The organism is Flavobacterium oreochromis (assembly GCF_019565455.1).
Classification (GTDB): Bacteria; Bacteroidota; Bacteroidia; order Flavobacteriales; family Flavobacteriaceae; genus Flavobacterium; species Flavobacterium oreochromis.
In genome coordinates, this window is sequence record NZ_CP067377.1 from 3,291,235 (window position 1) to 3,308,741 (window position 17,507).

19 protein-coding genes and 3 pseudogenes are annotated in these 17,507 nt (G+C 28.0%); 8 read left to right on the top strand and 14 right to left on the bottom strand.

Annotation, left to right across the window (positions count from 1 at the left end):
- Positions 1-13 precede the first annotated feature (13 nt).
- From JJC03_RS15835 to pepT, 3 genes are all read left to right on the top strand, one after another.
- Positions 14-550 carry an IS1096 element passenger TnpR family protein gene (locus JJC03_RS15835; RefSeq protein WP_088398827.1) on the top strand — a complete coding sequence of 179 codons (537 nt, stop codon included), beginning with the start codon at positions 14-16 and terminating at the stop codon, positions 548-550.
- A gap of 106 nt (positions 551-656) precedes the next feature.
- The gene (locus JJC03_RS15840; protein ID WP_088398826.1) at positions 657-1,715 is read left to right on the top strand and encodes a nucleoid-associated protein; all 1,059 of its coding nucleotides are present in this window, start codon (positions 657-659) and stop codon (positions 1,713-1,715) included.
- Positions 1,716-1,718: 3 nt separating this feature from the next.
- Positions 1,719-2,960 carry a peptidase T gene (gene pepT / locus JJC03_RS15845; protein ID WP_088398825.1) on the top strand — a complete coding sequence of 414 codons (1,242 nt, stop codon included), beginning with the start codon at positions 1,719-1,721 and terminating at the stop codon, positions 2,958-2,960.
- Between the two features lie 1,110 nt (positions 2,961-4,070).
- Here the strand turns inward: pepT and JJC03_RS15850 are convergent.
- Together JJC03_RS15850 and JJC03_RS15855 are read right to left on the bottom strand one after the other, a co-directional pair.
- A complete protein-coding gene (locus JJC03_RS15850; protein WP_235874398.1) occupies positions 4,071-4,430 on the bottom strand; it encodes a peroxiredoxin family protein in 360 nt (119 codons plus the stop codon).
- Positions 4,427-5,161 (bottom strand): DUF4369 domain-containing protein, encoded by a 735-nt coding sequence (locus JJC03_RS15855; RefSeq protein WP_088398823.1) that lies wholly within the window; start codon positions 5,159-5,161, stop codon positions 4,427-4,429. The genes JJC03_RS15850 and JJC03_RS15855 overlap by 4 nt, the downstream gene beginning before the upstream one ends.
- 113 nt (positions 5,162-5,274) lie before the next feature.
- On the opposite strand from JJC03_RS15855, the gene JJC03_RS15860 reads away from it, so the two are divergent.
- Together JJC03_RS15860 and JJC03_RS15865 are read left to right on the top strand one after the other, a co-directional pair.
- Entirely contained in the window at positions 5,275-5,823 is a 549-nt protein-coding gene (locus JJC03_RS15860) for a hypothetical protein (protein ID WP_235873666.1), read from the top strand.
- Between the two features lie 556 nt (positions 5,824-6,379).
- Entirely contained in the window at positions 6,380-6,817 is a 438-nt protein-coding gene (locus tag JJC03_RS15865) for a hypothetical protein (protein WP_235873667.1), read from the top strand.
- A gap of 40 nt (positions 6,818-6,857) precedes the next feature.
- On the opposite strand, the gene JJC03_RS15870 is transcribed toward JJC03_RS15865, so the two are convergent.
- From JJC03_RS15870 to rsfS, 7 genes and pseudogenes are all read right to left on the bottom strand, one after another.
- Positions 6,858-7,715: a superoxide dismutase gene (locus JJC03_RS15870; RefSeq protein WP_235873668.1), complete on the bottom strand. Its 858-nt coding sequence runs from the start codon at positions 7,713-7,715 to the stop codon at positions 6,858-6,860.
- Between the two features lie 27 nt (positions 7,716-7,742).
- Positions 7,743-7,982 carry an acyl-CoA-binding protein gene (locus JJC03_RS15875; protein ID WP_309597692.1) on the bottom strand — a complete coding sequence of 80 codons (240 nt, stop codon included), beginning with the start codon at positions 7,980-7,982 and terminating at the stop codon, positions 7,743-7,745.
- Between the two features lies 1 nt (position 7,983).
- Positions 7,984-8,637, bottom strand: a complete 654-nt coding sequence (locus tag JJC03_RS15880) for a phosphatidylserine decarboxylase family protein (RefSeq protein ID WP_088401057.1) — start codon at positions 8,635-8,637, stop codon at positions 7,984-7,986.
- Positions 8,627-9,430: a phosphatidate cytidylyltransferase gene (locus JJC03_RS15885; RefSeq protein ID WP_088401059.1), complete on the bottom strand. Its 804-nt coding sequence runs from the start codon at positions 9,428-9,430 to the stop codon at positions 8,627-8,629. Before JJC03_RS15885 ends, JJC03_RS15880 begins: the two co-directional genes overlap by 11 nt.
- Position 9,431: 1 nt before the next feature.
- Positions 9,432-10,036: pseudogene (locus tag JJC03_RS15890) on the bottom strand (LUD domain-containing protein).
- 107 nt (positions 10,037-10,143) lie between these two features.
- Positions 10,144-12,066, bottom strand: coding sequence for an ATP-dependent zinc metalloprotease FtsH (gene ftsH / locus JJC03_RS15895; RefSeq protein WP_088401063.1), 1,923 nt, complete (start codon positions 12,064-12,066; stop codon positions 10,144-10,146).
- 14 nt (positions 12,067-12,080) lie between these two features.
- Positions 12,081-12,452 carry a ribosome silencing factor gene (rsfS, locus tag JJC03_RS15900; protein WP_014164525.1) on the bottom strand — a complete coding sequence of 124 codons (372 nt, stop codon included), beginning with the start codon at positions 12,450-12,452 and terminating at the stop codon, positions 12,081-12,083.
- Positions 12,453-12,656: 204 nt separating this feature from the next.
- Here rsfS and JJC03_RS15905 point away from each other — a divergent pair.
- Positions 12,657-13,283, top strand: a pseudogene (locus tag JJC03_RS15905) (biotin--[acetyl-CoA-carboxylase] ligase); the annotation flags it as partial.
- A 97-nt stretch (positions 13,284-13,380) separates the two neighbouring features.
- Here JJC03_RS15905 and JJC03_RS15910 read toward each other — a convergent pair.
- The 5 genes and pseudogenes from JJC03_RS15910 to JJC03_RS15930 form a co-directional block, all read right to left on the bottom strand.
- A pseudogene (locus tag JJC03_RS15910) lies at positions 13,381-14,578 on the bottom strand (IS256 family transposase).
- Positions 14,579-14,707: 129 nt separating this feature from the next.
- Complete coding sequence (locus tag JJC03_RS15915) at positions 14,708-15,148, bottom strand: hypothetical protein (RefSeq protein ID WP_235873669.1); 441 nt, start codon at positions 15,146-15,148, stop codon at positions 14,708-14,710.
- A gap of 32 nt (positions 15,149-15,180) precedes the next feature.
- Positions 15,181-15,549 (bottom strand): hypothetical protein, encoded by a 369-nt coding sequence (locus JJC03_RS15920; RefSeq protein WP_235873670.1) that lies wholly within the window; start codon positions 15,547-15,549, stop codon positions 15,181-15,183.
- A gap of 10 nt (positions 15,550-15,559) precedes the next feature.
- Entirely contained in the window at positions 15,560-15,754 is a 195-nt protein-coding gene (locus JJC03_RS15925) for a hypothetical protein (RefSeq protein ID WP_235873671.1), read from the bottom strand.
- Positions 15,717-16,043 carry a hypothetical protein gene (locus JJC03_RS15930; RefSeq protein WP_235873672.1) on the bottom strand — a complete coding sequence of 109 codons (327 nt, stop codon included), beginning with the start codon at positions 16,041-16,043 and terminating at the stop codon, positions 15,717-15,719. Before JJC03_RS15930 ends, JJC03_RS15925 begins: the two co-directional genes overlap by 38 nt.
- 507 nt (positions 16,044-16,550) lie before the next feature.
- Between JJC03_RS15930 and msrB the strand changes: the two genes are divergently transcribed.
- A complete protein-coding gene (msrB, locus tag JJC03_RS15935; protein ID WP_088444405.1) occupies positions 16,551-17,009 on the top strand; it encodes a peptide-methionine (R)-S-oxide reductase MsrB in 459 nt (152 codons plus the stop codon).
- Between the two features lie 222 nt (positions 17,010-17,231).
- The gene (locus JJC03_RS19010) at positions 17,232-17,492 is read left to right on the top strand and encodes a peptide-methionine (S)-S-oxide reductase (RefSeq protein WP_309597693.1); all 261 of its coding nucleotides are present in this window, start codon (positions 17,232-17,234) and stop codon (positions 17,490-17,492) included.
- Positions 17,493-17,507 lie beyond the last annotated feature (15 nt).

Genomic DNA, 17,507 nt, shown 5'->3' on the forward strand with positions numbered 1-17,507 from the left:
AATAATTCGTTTTATGATTTACAAATTCAGAGTTATCCTTGATGCTGAAGAGGATGTGTTTAGAGATATAGCTATTGAAGAAAATGATAGTTTAGAAGATTTACATAACGCTATTGTCAACGCTTTTGGTTTTGATGGTATGGAAATGGCAGCTTTTTATACCTGTGATGATCAATGGAATCAAGATCAAGAAATTCCTTTATTTGACACAAGCGATAACCCAGGTGAAGGGTTAACGATGGCAGATCATGTCTTATCATCTACTTTTGATAAAAACAACACAAAAATAATCTACGTATACGATTTCCTTAATATGTGGACTTTCTTTGTTGAATTGGCTGCGATTGAAGAACCTGAACAAGGTATTGCTTATCCTGATTTATTATTCTCACACGGAATATTACCACTTACAGCACCAGATAAAGATTTTGATTCTGAACAAGATGATTTTTATAGTGATTTTGAAGATGATTATGATGATGAAGATTTTGATGTGTTTGATGGTGATGATTCATTTAATGATTTTGGGTTTGAAGAAAACTGGAATTAATTCTTTTTAAAAGAGTTAAAAAATAATTTTAAAAACACCATAAAACCTAAGAAAACAAATATTTAAAAAATAATTTATATAAATATTTGTTCGTTTATTATAAAATATGATTAATCTTTTTAATACTCAAATAGAAAACCTATCTATTCATCGTGTAGGAAATAAAAGCAGAAATGAAGCTATATTTTTATCAGATCAACCTTATGGTTTAAATGATGAAATCATGCCTTTACTAAAAGAGTTCTTCTTCAAACCTTTTAGAGAAAAAGAAGAAAATTACTATCAGTTTGCACATGATGTAGATTTAGAGTACAATGAAATGTACAATCTAGCAACCGAAATTTTTTCAAATCCTGCTAACATTCACGATCTTTCAAAAAAAATAACAAAACATCTTTTTGAGCAGTCTAACCATCCGCATATCAAGAATGGTGAAGTATACATTACCTATCTAACAAACGTTTCAATTGACAATAAACCAGTAGATGCAATTGGTGTTTTTAAAAGTGAAATAAAATCAGATTTTCTTCAATTTGAAGAAAAAGGAACTAATCTTGAGATGATTTTGCAACAAGGAATTAACTTACAAAAGTTAGATAAAGGTTGTCTTATTTTTAACTACAAAAAAGAAGAAGGTTATAAAATTCTAACGGTAGATAGTAATCGCTATGATGCCCGTTATTGGTTAGAGCATTTCTTAAGTGTTGATGCTTTTCAAGATGAAAATTTTATGACTAAAAAATATTTAAAATTCTGTCAAGATTTTGCAAAAGAAGTAGTTTTACCAGCTGAAGATAAAAAAGAAGAAGTTCTTTTTATGAACCGAGCTGTAAATCATTTTGCTAAAAATGATAATTTTGAAGAATCAACATTTTTAAATGACGTATTAGATAATCCTGATTTAATTTCTGAATTTAAAAATTACAAAGTTGATAAAGGAGAAAAATATAGTATTGAAGATTTAACTAATTTTCCAATTGCTAATCAAGCCGTAACAGATGTTCGTAGAAAAATGAAAAATGTAATAGAATTAGATACGAATATTCAAATAAAATTAGATTTCGTAAACCCAGAAAGTGCTGAAAAATTTGTAGAAAAAGGTTGGGATGAAGAAAGACAGATGTATTATTATTTAGTGTATTTCAATAAAGAACAAAAATCGTAATTTATGCAACATATCATAGATCGCTTTATAGGCTATGTAACAATAGATACAGAAGCAGACCCAAATTCTAATACAACACCAAGTTCTGCTAAACAATGGGATTTAGCTAACAAATTAGTAGAAGAGTTAAAAAACATAGGAATGCAGGATGTAAGTATAGACGATAAAGCCTATATTCAAGCTACTTTACCTTCTAATATCAACGAAGAAGTCCCTACTATTGGTTTTGTTTCACATTTTGATACAACACCTGATTTTACAGGTGCTAATATAAAACCACAAATTGTACCTAACTATGATGGTAAAGATATTGTTTTAAATCAAGAAAAAAACATCATTCTCTCACCTAGCTATTTTGAGGATTTATTGCTATACAAAGGGCAAACGCTTATTACTACGGATGGGACTACCCTATTAGGTGCTGATGACAAAGCAGGTATAACTGAAATTATGACTGCGATGGAGTACTTAATTCAAAATCCACAAATTAAGCACGGTACAATAAAAGTAGGATTTACTCCTGACGAAGAAATAGGTCGTGGTGCTGATTTCTTTGATGTAGAAAAATTTGGTTGCGACTGGGCCTATACCATGGACGGTAGTCAAATAGGTGAATTAGAATATGAAAACTTTAATGCTGCTGGTGTAAAACTTACATTTAAAGGTAAAAGTGTTCATCCTGGTTATGCAAAAGGTAAAATGATCAATTCAATGCTTTTGGCTAATAAATATATTAGCAAATTACCTAAAAAAGAAGTACCAGAAAGAACAAAAGATTATCAAGGTTTTTTCCATGTAGTTGATATAAAAGGTAGCATAGAAGAAACAACCGTTCAACTAATTATTCGCGACCATAACCGTAAAAAATTTGAAAAACGCAAAAAAATAGCACAAAAACTAGCTGATAAAATCAATTCAAAATATAAAAAACAATTTGGTGACAATATTGTAGATATAGAAATAAAAGATCAGTACTATAATATGCGTGAAAAAGTAGAACCAATGATGCATATAGTAAAAATAGCCGAAAAAGCTATGAAAAATTTAGGCATTACTCCTATTATTAAACCAATACGTGGTGGTACTGATGGATCAAGATTATCGTATATGGGATTACCGTGTCCTAATATTTTTGCTGGTGGTCATAACTTTCATGGAAAATATGAATACGTTCCTGTAGAAAGTATGCAAAAAGCCGTAGATGTAATTATAGAAATAGCACAATTAGTTGCAAAACAAAAATAAATATACTAAATAGGTGTCTTAAAAATTAACATTTCATCTTCTATCCTTATCTTAAGAAAAACTTCTTTGTTAAGATAAAATGATAAGATAAGCTTAACTTTTAAGTAAAATTTATTAAAATAAATAAACTTATATTTTTTAGACACCTATTCTCTTTAAACTATAAATTTTTAATTGAATTATATAATCAATTATTTTTCAATTCATATGACTACTACTTCATATTTTTTTGAATAGTCTGATGTCTACTATAATAAAGGAGACTGTCCAAAAAGTCCGCAATCTTGTCATTGCGACCAAAGGGATAAATCACATAGTACTGATTATAAGACTCCTCCTTCCCTTAGAGTAACAAACTGTGTATTGATTTTTTACTTTTAGGACAACCTCAATAAATTCAAAAAAATATCTCGAACGAGTACTCTATTTCATTTTAATATTTAAGAACTAAAATAAATATATAAATTTTAGTTAGTATAATCTTTTTATAAAAGAGTTACAGATTTAAATTCTTTAAAAATAACAAATATTTTTACAGATATCAATAAGTACAAAAAGTAGCCGATTTAATCAAGGTATTTCTCTAATATTCATCAATTTATATGATAATAGTTCAAAATATAATAAGGAAACGGGTAAACAGAAACAACTAAAAAACTTCCATTCTAAGCATTCTGAAAATCTATTAACAGAACAACAAAAAAATTAACAAAGGACTAGTATAGTAGTTAGACATTACAAAAATAATTCAAAGAAAATCTGCTTATGATTGGGATATCACTGTTTCATTTCTGATAGAAAAAAGTATTCTATTAAAATATTTTGATAGAGGTCTTTTTCTTCAGTAACCTGTTTATTATTTCACAAATAAAATGTTTTTTATAAAAGTAATTAAACTTTATATTTTATTTATTAAGATAAAAAATAAATCAAGAGAATAAATAATATTTTTATGAATAGTTCCTCATAAAAATACCCCAAAAGAGTATTTAACTTTTCGGGGTATTCAGAAAAAAATATTTCTACTTTATAAATATAATATTATATAACTTTATTGATTATTTAACTAATATTTTTTGAATTTCGTTTTCTAAATCTTTACCAAAAAGATTAGTTCCTATTATATTTCCCTTTTTCATCAACGAGAACCGTTGAAGGAATACTTTCTATCTGATAAATTTTAGCAATCGGATCTTCCCATTGCATCAAATTAGACACATGATTCCATAGTAATTGATCTTTCTTAATTGCTTCTTTCCATTTCGCTACATCTTTATCTAAAGATACGCTTATAATATTTAATCCTTTTGGATGCCATTTTTTATAAAGTGCCACCACATTTGGATTTTCTTTTCGGCAAGGACCACACCAAGAAGCCCAAAAATCAATCAAAGTCACTTTTCCTAAAACTTGCTTTAAACTTAATGTTTTCCCTTCAGGTGTTTTAGCCGTAAAATTGGGAGCTTTTATTTCATTTTTTTTTTTGCTCCTACCATTGTTTTTTCAAATTCCTCTAATTGTTTCTTAATCTTTTTACCAGCAGCTGTTTCTTTAATATCCTTTTCTAAAGCATCGAACGATTTTTTTATCTTAGCTATATCTGCGTTAGGTGTATTAAAAAGTGTCGGAATTAATAATAAGGAAATAAATGATTTTGGATTTTCATTAATATATTTATCTCCAGAAACAATAAATTCTTCTTGAAATTTAGAAAATTCAGCATTTAACTTCTTCATTGTTACTGAGTCATTAGCTTTCTGAGCTTCTTGCATTTTTGCAATATTTGCTTTTTGAAATGACATCATACGCTTAGAAATACCCATCATTTGAGAATTATATTTAACTAATTCATCATTATTATAAGTACCTGCAATTTTAGCTAAAGGTATACTATCCTTATTTATTTTTGCTGTTATATTTCCTTTTTCTAAAATAAATATAAATCCTCCTTGTTGATTTTCAATAGAAACCATATGCACCTGTGGTTCTTTAGCTTCTCCTTCAAAAACAAATTTACCCTTTTCTATTTTTGCAGTGTCAATAGCTACTGGCATTCCTGTATTTTCATCTTGTTTTTGTAAAAAAACCTTTGTTCCATCTTTCAGACCATTTACTTCTCCTTCAAATTTAAATCCATCACCTATTATACCATTACATGCAATAGCCAAAGTTACTAAACTAATTCCTAAAATTTTTTTCATCTGTATGTATTTGTTAATAATATAAAAAACTATAAAATAGTTTTACTAATTTTGAAACACAAAAATAACCTTTTTGTGTTTACATAAATCATTTTTAAGTTTTATTTAAAATTTTGAAACAAACAAATTCCAAATATTACCCTAAAGTAAATTCTTTAAAGAAAACTTTTTGTGTCTTTCAAGAGGTATCACATTCATCAATTTCTAATTTAACTCCTGATTTTATCAGTAAATCGGGAAGTGAATATTATTACTCTCAGAAAGGAATTTACAGATTATCTAATCATTGGGGACGATTTGCTAATGCTAAATGGAGACTGATAGACAATTCATTAGAACCTTCGAAATACAAAGTAGGTTTTGCCACTTGGGATAGTTTTTTTCCGGATAATGATATTGAAAAATTATACTATATTCATTGGGATCAAACTCATAATGAAATACATTATCAACATAAACAAACAAAGAATTATGATGGCTTAGCTATTTTAAGAACAAGTAAAGAAACTCAAAAAAGATTAAAAAATGCTCGTAATATTTTAAATCTCACCAACTGGGCAAAATATTTTGATGAAGAGATTTCACTTCTAAGAAAAAAAATAATACATGATTTAACATATACTGAATTAAGTTTAGACGAAATAAAAAAGAAATATTTATGAGCCGTAAAAATGAAGAAAATATTCAGAAATTTAATACTAAATTGAGAAAAGCTAAAATTAAAAATGAAACTAAGAAAATAGAAAGAAAAAATAAACTAAAAGAAATTAGCAAAATTTTTTCGAAAAAAATAATTCAAATATATAGCTTTTTTTGTTTAAATTATAAAAAATTTAAGCATTATTTTCCTACATACTTTTATTTTTTTTTTACTAAATTTGAGAATAAGAATTAGTTCTTTTAAATTATAATTCTTAAATCATATTATCTTTTATAAACAGCGTAATATAATGTTTAAAATAAATTTATGGAGGATTTAGTCAAAAAAAGACAATACGATTAGTAAGTTTTATTTACTTTGCTACTGCATTGCTCTTTTTAATAAACGAAATCTTTAAAATAAATCCTCTATTATCATATTTTGGTTTATTAAGACTTATTTTATTACAAATCCTCTATATATACAGTTCGTCTAAGAGAAATTATCTTTTTATAGGTGTTATTCTTTTTGTTATTATAAGTAACTTCTTTTTTCAAAATAAAGTAAAATCTTTTTTAGTGTATGGATTAATTGCCTACTTAATTAATCGATTGTTAAGCCTTATATTAGTTTATAAAACTATAAGTAAAAAAAGGATAATTCCAATTTTAATTGCTACATTTCCATTCTTATTTTTCTATCTATATGTAATTTTTTTAATTGATGATTTTTATAATCTAAATTTTTTAATGCTTATCTCTAATGCTGTTTTAATGTCTATACTTGGAGGGCTTGCTCTATCTAATTATTATTTAGAAAACAATGAAGTCAGTAATAAAAACTATTTTTTACTTATTACCATTATTTTATTTGTAATGCAAAATTTAATATTTACTCTTCAAAAATATTATACTCTAGAAAAACTTTTTGAACCTATTAATATTGTATTAAATACATCTTCTCTATATATTTTCTATAGATATATTATTTTAAGCGAAGAGTCCAATAATAATTAAAATACATTCTTTATTATTGGACTCTTTATTATTAAAAAAATTATTCTTTTTCTTTTTTATCTTCTGAAGGAACTAAATCAACTTCTTCTTCTATGGTTGTGGTAGAAACAGGATTTGTTGTAGGATAAGTCAATTTTGAAAAAGCATTATATCTCTCTTCTATTTTAGGCCAGTTAACAATACTAAAGAATGTATTTGCATATTCTTTTTTTCTATTTTGAAATTTTAAATAATAAGCGTGCTCCCACATATCTAAACATAACAAAGGAACTCCTTTAATACCTAATCCTTTCATTTGAGGAGCATCATTATTAGCTGTTGTTATAATTTTTAATTTTCCATATCTATCTGAAAGCAGCCAAGTCCAACCAGAACCATTAATTTTTACAGAAGTATCTGAAAAATTTTGTATAAATTGATCAAAAGAACCAAAATCTCTATTAATTGCATCTAATAATTCTCCGCTAGGCTGCCCTCCTGCTTTTGGAGCAATAGACTCTAGGTAAAAATTATGATTATATACTGCTCCTGCATAATTACGAATATCTGCATCAGAATAATTTAAATTTTTAAATATATTTAAAAGATCTAATACTTCATATTTTGTACCTATAACTGCCTTATTTAAAGCATTTACATAAGGTAATAAATATTTTGAATAATGCAACTCCAAAGTATTAGAATCTACATAAGGTTCTAAAGCTTTATATTCAAAAGGTAAATTATATAATTGAAAAGCTCCTTCATTAGCTTTTAAGTCTGAAGGTTTAGTCTCTGTCTTTTCAACAGCCATTATAGGAGTAGCTGGAACGTCTACAACTTCTACTAAAGTATCTTTTTTACAACTTAAAAGAGATAATACAAGGCAGTTTATGATAAAAAAAACTTTTTTATTCATTTATTGTAACTATTTCGTTTACTAAATCTATATATTTTTTTTAGCTTCCTCAATAGACAAATTACTTACTTGCATCCAAGCATTTAATTTAAAAGCATCCCGTACGTCTAAACTATTATAATTCATATTAGACATAGAACCATAACTCGCTTGTTTATAATAAGCATATAAACGTAGCATAACGTCTTGAGGAAGAGAATCCTGTTGCATTTTAGAAACTTTAATAAAAGCTTCTTTAAATTTCGTATCTAATTCTTGATCAAACATTTTAGGCTTGGGCAATAACTGTAAAATTTCCAATTGCTTTTTGTTCTAATTTTACATTAACCTTAGTACCTAAAGGTAAATATAAATCTACGCGAGAACCAAATTTTATAAATCCAGCATCTGTACCTTGAACGGCTACATCTCCTTCTTCAGCATAATTTACTATTCTTTTGGCTAGGGCTCCTGCAATCTGACGATACATAATTTCACCAAAAGCTTCATTTTTTACCACTACAGATGTTCGTTCGTTTTCTGTACTAGCTTTTGGATGCCAAGCTACTAAGTATTTACCTGGGTGATATTTACTATATTTCACTACACCTGATACAGCATAACGTGTAACATGTACATTGATAGGTGACATAAATATAGAAACCATTAAACGTTTATCCTTAAAATATTCTTCTTCATATACCTCTTCTATCACTACTACTTTACCATCAACAGGTGCTAAAATTGTATGCTCATTAGGTTGTATTTTTCTATTAGGATTTCGAAAAAATTGTAAAATCATTACATATAGAAACAAGACTACTATTTGTATAGTCAAACGTAACCATGTAATATTAATTAAAAACTTATCAGCTAAAAATAAGCTAATAATCATTATTAATGAAGCTACTGAAATAATTTTAATTCCTTCTTTATGAAACATATCCTACAATTTTTAATAATAAATAAACAAATGGGGCTGTAAAAATAATACTATCTAGTCGGTCTAATATTCCACCGTGACCAGGCATAATATTTCCACTATCTTTAACTCCAGCTAAACGTTTGAATTTTGATTCTACTAAATCACCAACTGTACCAAAACAGCTTGTAAATAGAGCAATTAAAACCCAATATATTACTGGTAACAAATTTACATAATATCGACTGATTATAAAACTTGCCAAGATGGCAAAAATAGTTCCTCCTAAAAAACCTTCTATTGTTTTTTTAGGTGAAATCTTTTCAAATAATTTTTTCTTCCCAAATTTTTTCCCAACGATATAGGCAAAAGTATCATTTGTCCATATCAAAATAAAAATTCCTATAATAATATGGGGATAATGTTTAGTTTCTATTTGTCCTAATTTGGTAATTAATATAAACGGTATAATAATATAACCTATCAAAATAATCCAATTTAGGTAATTTATATTTTTAATTTTATTATCAAGTAACCAATTGATAAGAAATATTAAAACAATCAAGCTAATAATGGTTAACATCCAATTATTAAAATGATAATTATTAAAATAGGTAAAGTTTAGATAAGAAACAGCAGCTAGTAGAAAAGCTAATAGTTTATTTATTTTAACTAAATTGGTAAATTCATTTACTGCTTGCAATAAGAAAAGTCCAAAAAGAATTAAAAAGGATTCTTCTGAATATAGAGTAGCAGACACTAACAAAGCAACATATACAATGCCTGATAATGCACGGACTAATGTTTCGTTCATGCTATAAATCTTCTAATAAAAGTAAATACAAATTTTTTGGAGAACTTCCATAATGAAGAAAATCTTCTTCTTTGACTTTTTCAAAATACTTAATGGTTGTAATATTAGTCGGATAGTTGGTCGTGTAACGTTTTTTTATCTCACGTAATCCGTCACTTTTACCAGGAACCATTTGACTAGTAGCTGCTATAACCACTATGTTATCTGGTAATTCATTAATTTTATTATGTTTTATCTGACTAGAAGAAAACATAATAGAGCCATCTTCAGCAATTAGTCCTTCACAAGTTGCTAATAAAAATTTAGGATTTGCAATATTAGAATAACTTATATTATTCGAATCAAGCATCCGAAATAGTTTTGATTCTAGACAAATAGCTTCTGATTCGAACCAATCATTCTCTTCTAAGATATTTTCAAACTGTTCGTTTAGTTCTGCTAAATTCTCGCAGTATAAGAATTTACCTCCATTTTTTTAAAATTTAAGGTAAACAATTCATCTACTGGCAAATTAACATTTACTTCTTGAAAAGGGTTATATTCACTTTCATTAGCTTCTTGAGAAGCATCATTACTTGACCCAAAAATTTTCCTAAAAATACTCATATATTACTTACAAATAGAAGTAGTTTGGTTTAATAGGCAAAGTTAAAAAAAACTCAATCTAATTTTAACATAAGATTGAGTTTTTTAAAGATTTTATTAACTAAGTTTTAAACAATTTCTTCTTGTAAAGGTTTGTCATAAGGACGTTTTCCAAAGATTTCTTCTAAATCATCCTTAAAGATTACTTCTTTTTCAATTAAAATATCTGCTAAACGCTCTAACTTTTCTTTGTTTTCTTGAAGAATATGAATAGCACGTTGATATTGTTTTTCAATAATAGAGGATATTTCTTTATCAATTGTTAAAGCTGTTTCTTCTGAATAAGGTTTAGAAAAGTTATAATCTGATTGACCTGATGAATCATAATAAGTTACATTCCCTAATGCTTCATTTAATCCGTATATGGTAACCATAGCACGAGCTTGTTTTGTAACTTTTTCTAAATCGCTTAAAGCACCTGTAGAAATCATATCAAAAACTACTTTTTCAGCAGCACGACCTCCCATTGTTGCGCACATTTCATCTAACATTTGATGTGGTCTAACAATTTGCCTTTCTTCAGGTAAATACCAAGCTGCCCCTAAACTTTGTCCTCTTGGCACAATAGTAACTTTTACTAATGGTGCAGCATGTTCTAGCATCCAGCTTACTGTAGCATGTCCTGCTTCATGAATAGCTATTGCTCGCTTTTCTTCTGGGGTAATAATTTTGTTTTTCTTTTCTAATCCTCCAATAATTCGATCTACAGCATCTAAAAAATCTTGTTTATCTACTGCTGACTTATTATTTCTAGCTGCAATCAGGGCTGCTTCATTACATACATTAGCTATGTCAGCTCCTGAAAATCCAGGCGTTTGTTTTGACAAAAAGTCAGTATCTAATCCTTCTACCTTTTTCAAAGGTTTTAGATGTACTTCAAAAATTTCTTTACGTTCTCTAATATCTGGTAAATCAACATAAATCTGTCTATCAAAGCGTCCTGCACGCATTAATGCTTTATCTAGCACATCTGCACGGTTAGTGGCTGCTAATACAATTACACTTGTATCTGTTCCAAAACCATCCATTTCTGTTAAAAGTTGATTTAATGTATTTTCACGTTCATCATTAGAACCTGAAAAATTACTCTTTCCTCTAGCTCTACCTACAGCATCTATTTCATCAATAAAGATAATTGCTGGTGATTTTTCTTTGGCTTGTTTAAATAAATCACGTACTCTAGAAGCTCCTACTCCAACAAACATTTCTACGAAATCTGATCCTGAAAGAGAAAAGAATGGCACTTTAGCCTCACCTGCTACTGCTTTTGCTAATAATGTTTTTCCTGTACCTGGAGGACCTACTAATAAAGCTCCTTTAGGTATCTTACCTCCTAAATCTGTATATTTCTGAGGATTTTTTAAGAATTCTACAATTTCTTGTATTTCTTCTTTGGCTCCTTCTAATCCTGCTACGTCTTTAAATGTAACTTTTACATCTGTTTTTTCATCAAAAAGTTTTGCTTTTGAACGGCCAATATTAAAAATTTGACCTCCTCCTCCAGAACCTCCTCCAGACATACGGCGCATCATAAAAACCCAAAATCCAATTAGAATAAAAATTGGTAGTAATTGAATCATAAAGTCAGTCCAACCTCCTGATGTTTTATATTCATATTGGGAGATTTTTTTTCCTAATTTTGCTTCTTTTAGGTCTTTAGAAAAACTTCCATCTTCCCCACTAATTTCAAAAGAATAATGAGGACCTAAATTTTTATTACCTAATATATCTTCTTTAGCTAGTTTTTTATGGGCTTCTTTGGATAAAGCATTTTCTTTTAAATAAACCGTAACGAAACGATCATTATCAACTTCTACTTTATCTACATCTCCTGCTTCTAAAAACTCATAAAATTTAGAAACATTTGTTTTAGTAGGCTCAACCCAACGAGACTGCCCTGATAAATACATCCCTATAAATACAGCTCCTATCAAGCCATATATCCACCAAGGATTAAATTTAAAATTATTTTGCTTATTTTCTTTTGACATAGATACTCTAACAATTAATATTTATTTTCGATTGATGTAATTTTAGCATCTCCCCAAAGACTTTCTATGTTGTAATATTCTCTAATATGTTTTTGGAATACATGAACTACGATGTGTACATAATCCATTAATACCCATTCTCCATTATCAGTTCCTTCAACATGCCAAGGTTTTTCTTTGAGCTCTTTTGAAACAGCTTTTTGAACTGAATTTACAATTGCATTTACTTGTGTATTTGAGGTACCATTGCAAATAACAAAATAATCACAAACTGTATTTTCTAATTCTCTAAGATCTAAAATATCTATATCATTACCTTTTACGTCTTCAATACCTTTAATGATATTTGCTAATAAAATATCGTTTCCTACTTCTTTGTTCGCCATTTATCTTTAATAATTATTTTTCGCAAAGTTATTGTTTTTTGTCTTTATTTTGAAAGATAAAAAATAGATACTTAAATTTTACTATTTCAAATCACAGTACATGAAGTTAATCAAACTCAATGCCATAGATTCTACAAATGATTTTTAAAAAAACTTTCACAAAATCAATACCTTGAAAATTTTACTGTAGTAACAGCTCAAAGCCAATGGAAAGGTAAAGGACAAATGGGTAGCAACTGGGTTACAGAAAAAGATAAAAACTTAATAACCAGTATATTAATAAAAAAAATAATTAATACAAATATTACTATTTTTGATCTTAATATAACGGTTGCAGTAACGATAAAAGAAGCTCTTGAAAAATATGAAATTCCTGACTTATCTATAAAATGGCCCAACGACATTATGTCAGGCAATAAAAAGATTTCAGGTATACTAATTGAAAACAACTTTAAAGAAAATCAGGAAGTTGAATCTATCATAGGAATTGGTCTAAATATTAATCAAGAAAATTTTGATAATTTACCTAAAGCATCTTCTTTGAAATCTATTACAGGAAAGGAATATGTGATAGAGGAAATATTATTTTCTATTTTAAAAAGACTAGAGAAAAATCTAAAAGAAATAAAAGAAGGTAAAAAGATGATACTATGGGAAAAATATCACAATTTTTTATTTAAATTCAACAAACCTGCTGCTTTTGAAGATTCATTTAACCACAAATTTATGGGAATTATTAAAAAGGTGAATCAAGATGGGCTAATTGAAATTATATTAGAAGATGAAAGTATTAAAGTATTCGGAATAAAAGAAATTAAAATGCTTTATTAAGTATTACTTTAAAATTAATTCTTTGGTCCTTCCTTTAAGCTTAAAAGACACTATCCTAAAAAGTGTGTAAGTTATAATAATGGGGTTTGACTTTTAATTAAAGTTGAACCCTTTTTTCAAATATAGTTAAGAACTGATTAAGAATTAGTCCCCAATTAGGTATTGGCATTGACCATTTTTTGGTTGCTTCTCTTAATGCCAAATATACAGATTTTAAAACAGCTTCATCCGTAGGGAATGATAATTTGTTTTTAGTGTATTTTCTAATTTTCCCATTTAGATTTTCAATTAAATTAGTGGTATAAATGATTTTTCTGATTTCTAAAGAGAAGTCAAAAAAAACGGTAGTTCTTCCCAGTTCTCTTCCCAAGATTTTACTCCATAAGGATGTTTATGATTCCATTTATTAGCAAAATCTTCCAAAGCTCCTTTGGCGGCTTGTTTGGTTGGAGCGTCATAAATCTGCTTCATATCTCTAGAAAATTCTTTTTATCTTTCCAGACTACATAGCGAGCTGAGTTCCTGATTTGATGTACCACACAGATTTGTGTTTGTGATTCTGGGAATACGTTTTTAATGGTTTGGGTAAAGCCCTTTAGGTTGTCAGTGGCTGTAATGAGGATATCTTCAAGACCTCTGGCTTTTAAATCGGTCAATACACCCAACCAAAAACTAGCGCTTTCATTCTTGCCTAGCCACATACCTAAAACCTCTTTTTTACCATCTCTATTAAGGCCTACGGCTAGATAAATAGTTTTATTGATAACCTTTGAGTTTTCACGAACTTTAAATACAATGCCATCCATCCAAACAATTAAATAGACTGGATCTAATGGTCGATTTTGCCAAGCTATAATGTCATTAGACACTAATTCAGTAATGCGGTATATACTCGAAGTAGAAATGTCAAAGTTGTATACTTCTCTAATCTGTTCTTCAATATCACTAACACTCATCCCTTTTGCATATAATGACACGATTACATTCTCTAAACCATCAACCATATTTTGCCTTTTAGGGACAATCATTGGATTGAATGAAGCTTCTCTATCTCTAGGAACTTGAATCTCAGATTCACCAAATGAGGTTTTAACTTTTTTAGTTGAAAAACCATTACCAGAGTTGGAAGAAGTTGATTTTTCGTGTTTATCGTAACCTAAATGAGAGTCTAACTCACCATTTAAGATAGCTTCTAATCCACGTTTTTGTAATTGGGCAAGAAATCCATTTAGATCTTCGCCTGTTTTGAATTGCTTCAAAAAATCATCTGATAATAATAAATCTTCTTTTTTCATAAGACTGAGTAATATTTAAAATTAAACAAAAAAATAATGGGGTTTTAAAACCCCATTATTTTTTATACTTACACAGTTTATGTTATAGTACCTCGAAAAAACCATAGTTATCGAGGAAAAACTTACAAATCATTCCTCTATCTTATTCAATACACCTTGCTCTTTCAAATAATCAATAAATGCCCATTCAAACTCATCTACAGTCATTATATAACCTGTTTGCTTTTCTTGTTCTTCTATAATTTTATAAAAATTTAATCGATGTTTTCTGTAATTACATTTAGAACTATAAAAAATATCAACATTCTCAACATAAAAATTCGCCCAAGGGAGTTTGTCTATAATTAGATTTTTTATCACTATGAGTGATTCTTTTTCCGATTCTGATGATTTTTCAATATTTTCATCAGTAATAGACTCTATATCAAATCTCCAGTTTATAGCAAGAAATAAAACATCTCTTATAAAAGAGGTAAAAGTAAAACTTACTCCTCCTCGTGTTGAATAATACTCTTTCTCATTAATATGGTAAATAATAGGATTTTCTGAGCGACTGTCAATAAAACCCAAACTAAACCAACGATGGTATTGTGTTATGAAAATTAATTTATTAACATCAATAATATCTTTAAAATAAAAAAATCATCATCACCAGTATCATAATCAAGAAAACCTTTTTCTCTTATAATTATTTCTTTATAATTCTCATTGATACCCACCGACATCGCCTCTTTTATGTCGTTTATTGTCATATCGAAATAATCTTCTGTTTTTCTTACTCTTATTTTAGTCCCAAATAAAATCAAAAAAGCATACAATGCCGCTGGAAATTTAATTTGATGCTCTTTTTCAAATTGATGTATAACAGTTTCATCTAAACCTTCAACTTCATCAACTAATGTTAGTTTTGTATCTAATACAAACTGTTTCACAGATTCATAAAATGGAATATATTTCTCTCCTCTTTTCATAATTATTTTTTTAATAAATAACTCCGTGCTTTTCTTTTACTTCAACTCCTGCTTTACTTTCATTACATTTACCAATAATAGCTTCACAAGACTCACAAGGACTCATTTCGGTAGTAATATTAATTTTTACATTTGAGCCGCTTAAAATTTGTTCTACTAATTTAGTTCTATCTGCTCCATTGGGTATTTTTGATATCTTTTTCACGAGCCAAAAGATCCATAAAATATTCAACTATATTAGCCTCAATATCTTGTCCTCCACCAGATATTGCAAAAAAACGATTATTACTAACTGTTGGTCTAATTGTTTTGTTTATACTCGAAGCAATTACATCCATATTTGCTTCAAGAGACATTAAATCTCTTATGTATCTTGCTTGCATTTCTACTGCTAAAATATTAGTTTCAGTTGCAAATGATTCCCATATTTCAAATAAACCATTATATTGAAGTTTATTTAAATTACCAGAAGTGGTATTAGCAAAATCATCCACAAAAACTTTTTGTTTAGCAATAGTAAGAGCGAGTACTTTATTTAAAACAGTTATATCAATACCTTTTGCACATAGTTTATGGACAGCAGTTGAGTATTAGATGCAAATTTATGGGGTTTTCTTACTTTATTTTACTACAAATATTTTTAAAGTTATCTCTTATCCCTAAAATAATTATTAAAAGACTTTTAATGTATCTTATTTAAACACACTTTTAAATTATCTAATTCTACATAATCATAAGAGAATATAATTAAAATTATCAAACTATTTTTTAAAAAACTACAAAACAATCTAAATAAACAAAAGGAATTATTAATAAGTTTAACTCTTGTATATTTCATATATTTACATTTAAAAATCACCTCTATAGGTATTAAAAAACAAAATATCCCTCTTAACAGCATTCTATTTACAGGAATTATTCACAAATATTTAGGAATTTTAAACTATCTTTTTTAAAGAACTTAACTCTAACTTTGTGTAACGAAATAAAAAATAAAAATTATGGATGCAAAAACATTAAACTGGGCAGATGTAATCAGATTTACTAACAAAGGAAACCTAACACCTGATAAACGAATTGAAAAAACAGATGATGAATGGAGAAATATACTAACTGACGAACAATTTTATATTACAAGAAAAAAAGGCACAGAAGCTCGTTTTTCAGGGGAACATTGTTCACGCCATGAACCAGGAATATACAATTGTGCTTGTTGTGAGACTCCTCTTTTTGATTCAACAGAAAAATTTAATTCAGGAACTGGTTGGCCTAGTTTTACTCAACCAATAAAAGAAAATGCTATTAAGTACGAAAAAGATGCTTCATTTGGAATGATCAGAGTAGAAGTAATGTGCAATGTATGTGATGCTCATTTAGGTCACGTTTTTCCTGATGGACCAGAACCAAGCGGGTTACGCTACTGTATTAATTCTATTTCATTAAATAAAGACGAAAAATAAAAAAATCTTAGTAACAAATGTTTTTGAAGAATAAAAATACCTGTAAAATGTATCTGAAGTAATAATAGTATTTATAAGATATACTAGAATCAACTTTATTCATTTAATTATTCAAATTTATGCGGAAGGAAAACAGAACATTCAAAAGTAGTAAACGTTGAATTTGAGACAGGTAAAATATGTATTGAAGCTATAATTCAAAGAGTAAAAGGCGTAGAAAAGGTGGTTTCTGAGTATACAGGTGGACACCCCCCCACTTATAGAGAGGTATGCAATGGTAATACAGGACATGCAGAAGTCATACAGATAACTTTTGATAGCATTATTTTATCATACGAAGAATTACTGATTATCTTTATGACTAATCATAATCCTACCACACTAAATCATCAAGGAGCAGATTATGGAACACAATATAGATCAGCTATATTTTATCATAATACTCAACAAAAAAACATTATTAAAGAAGTAATTAAAAATTAAATCCATTTTATCAAA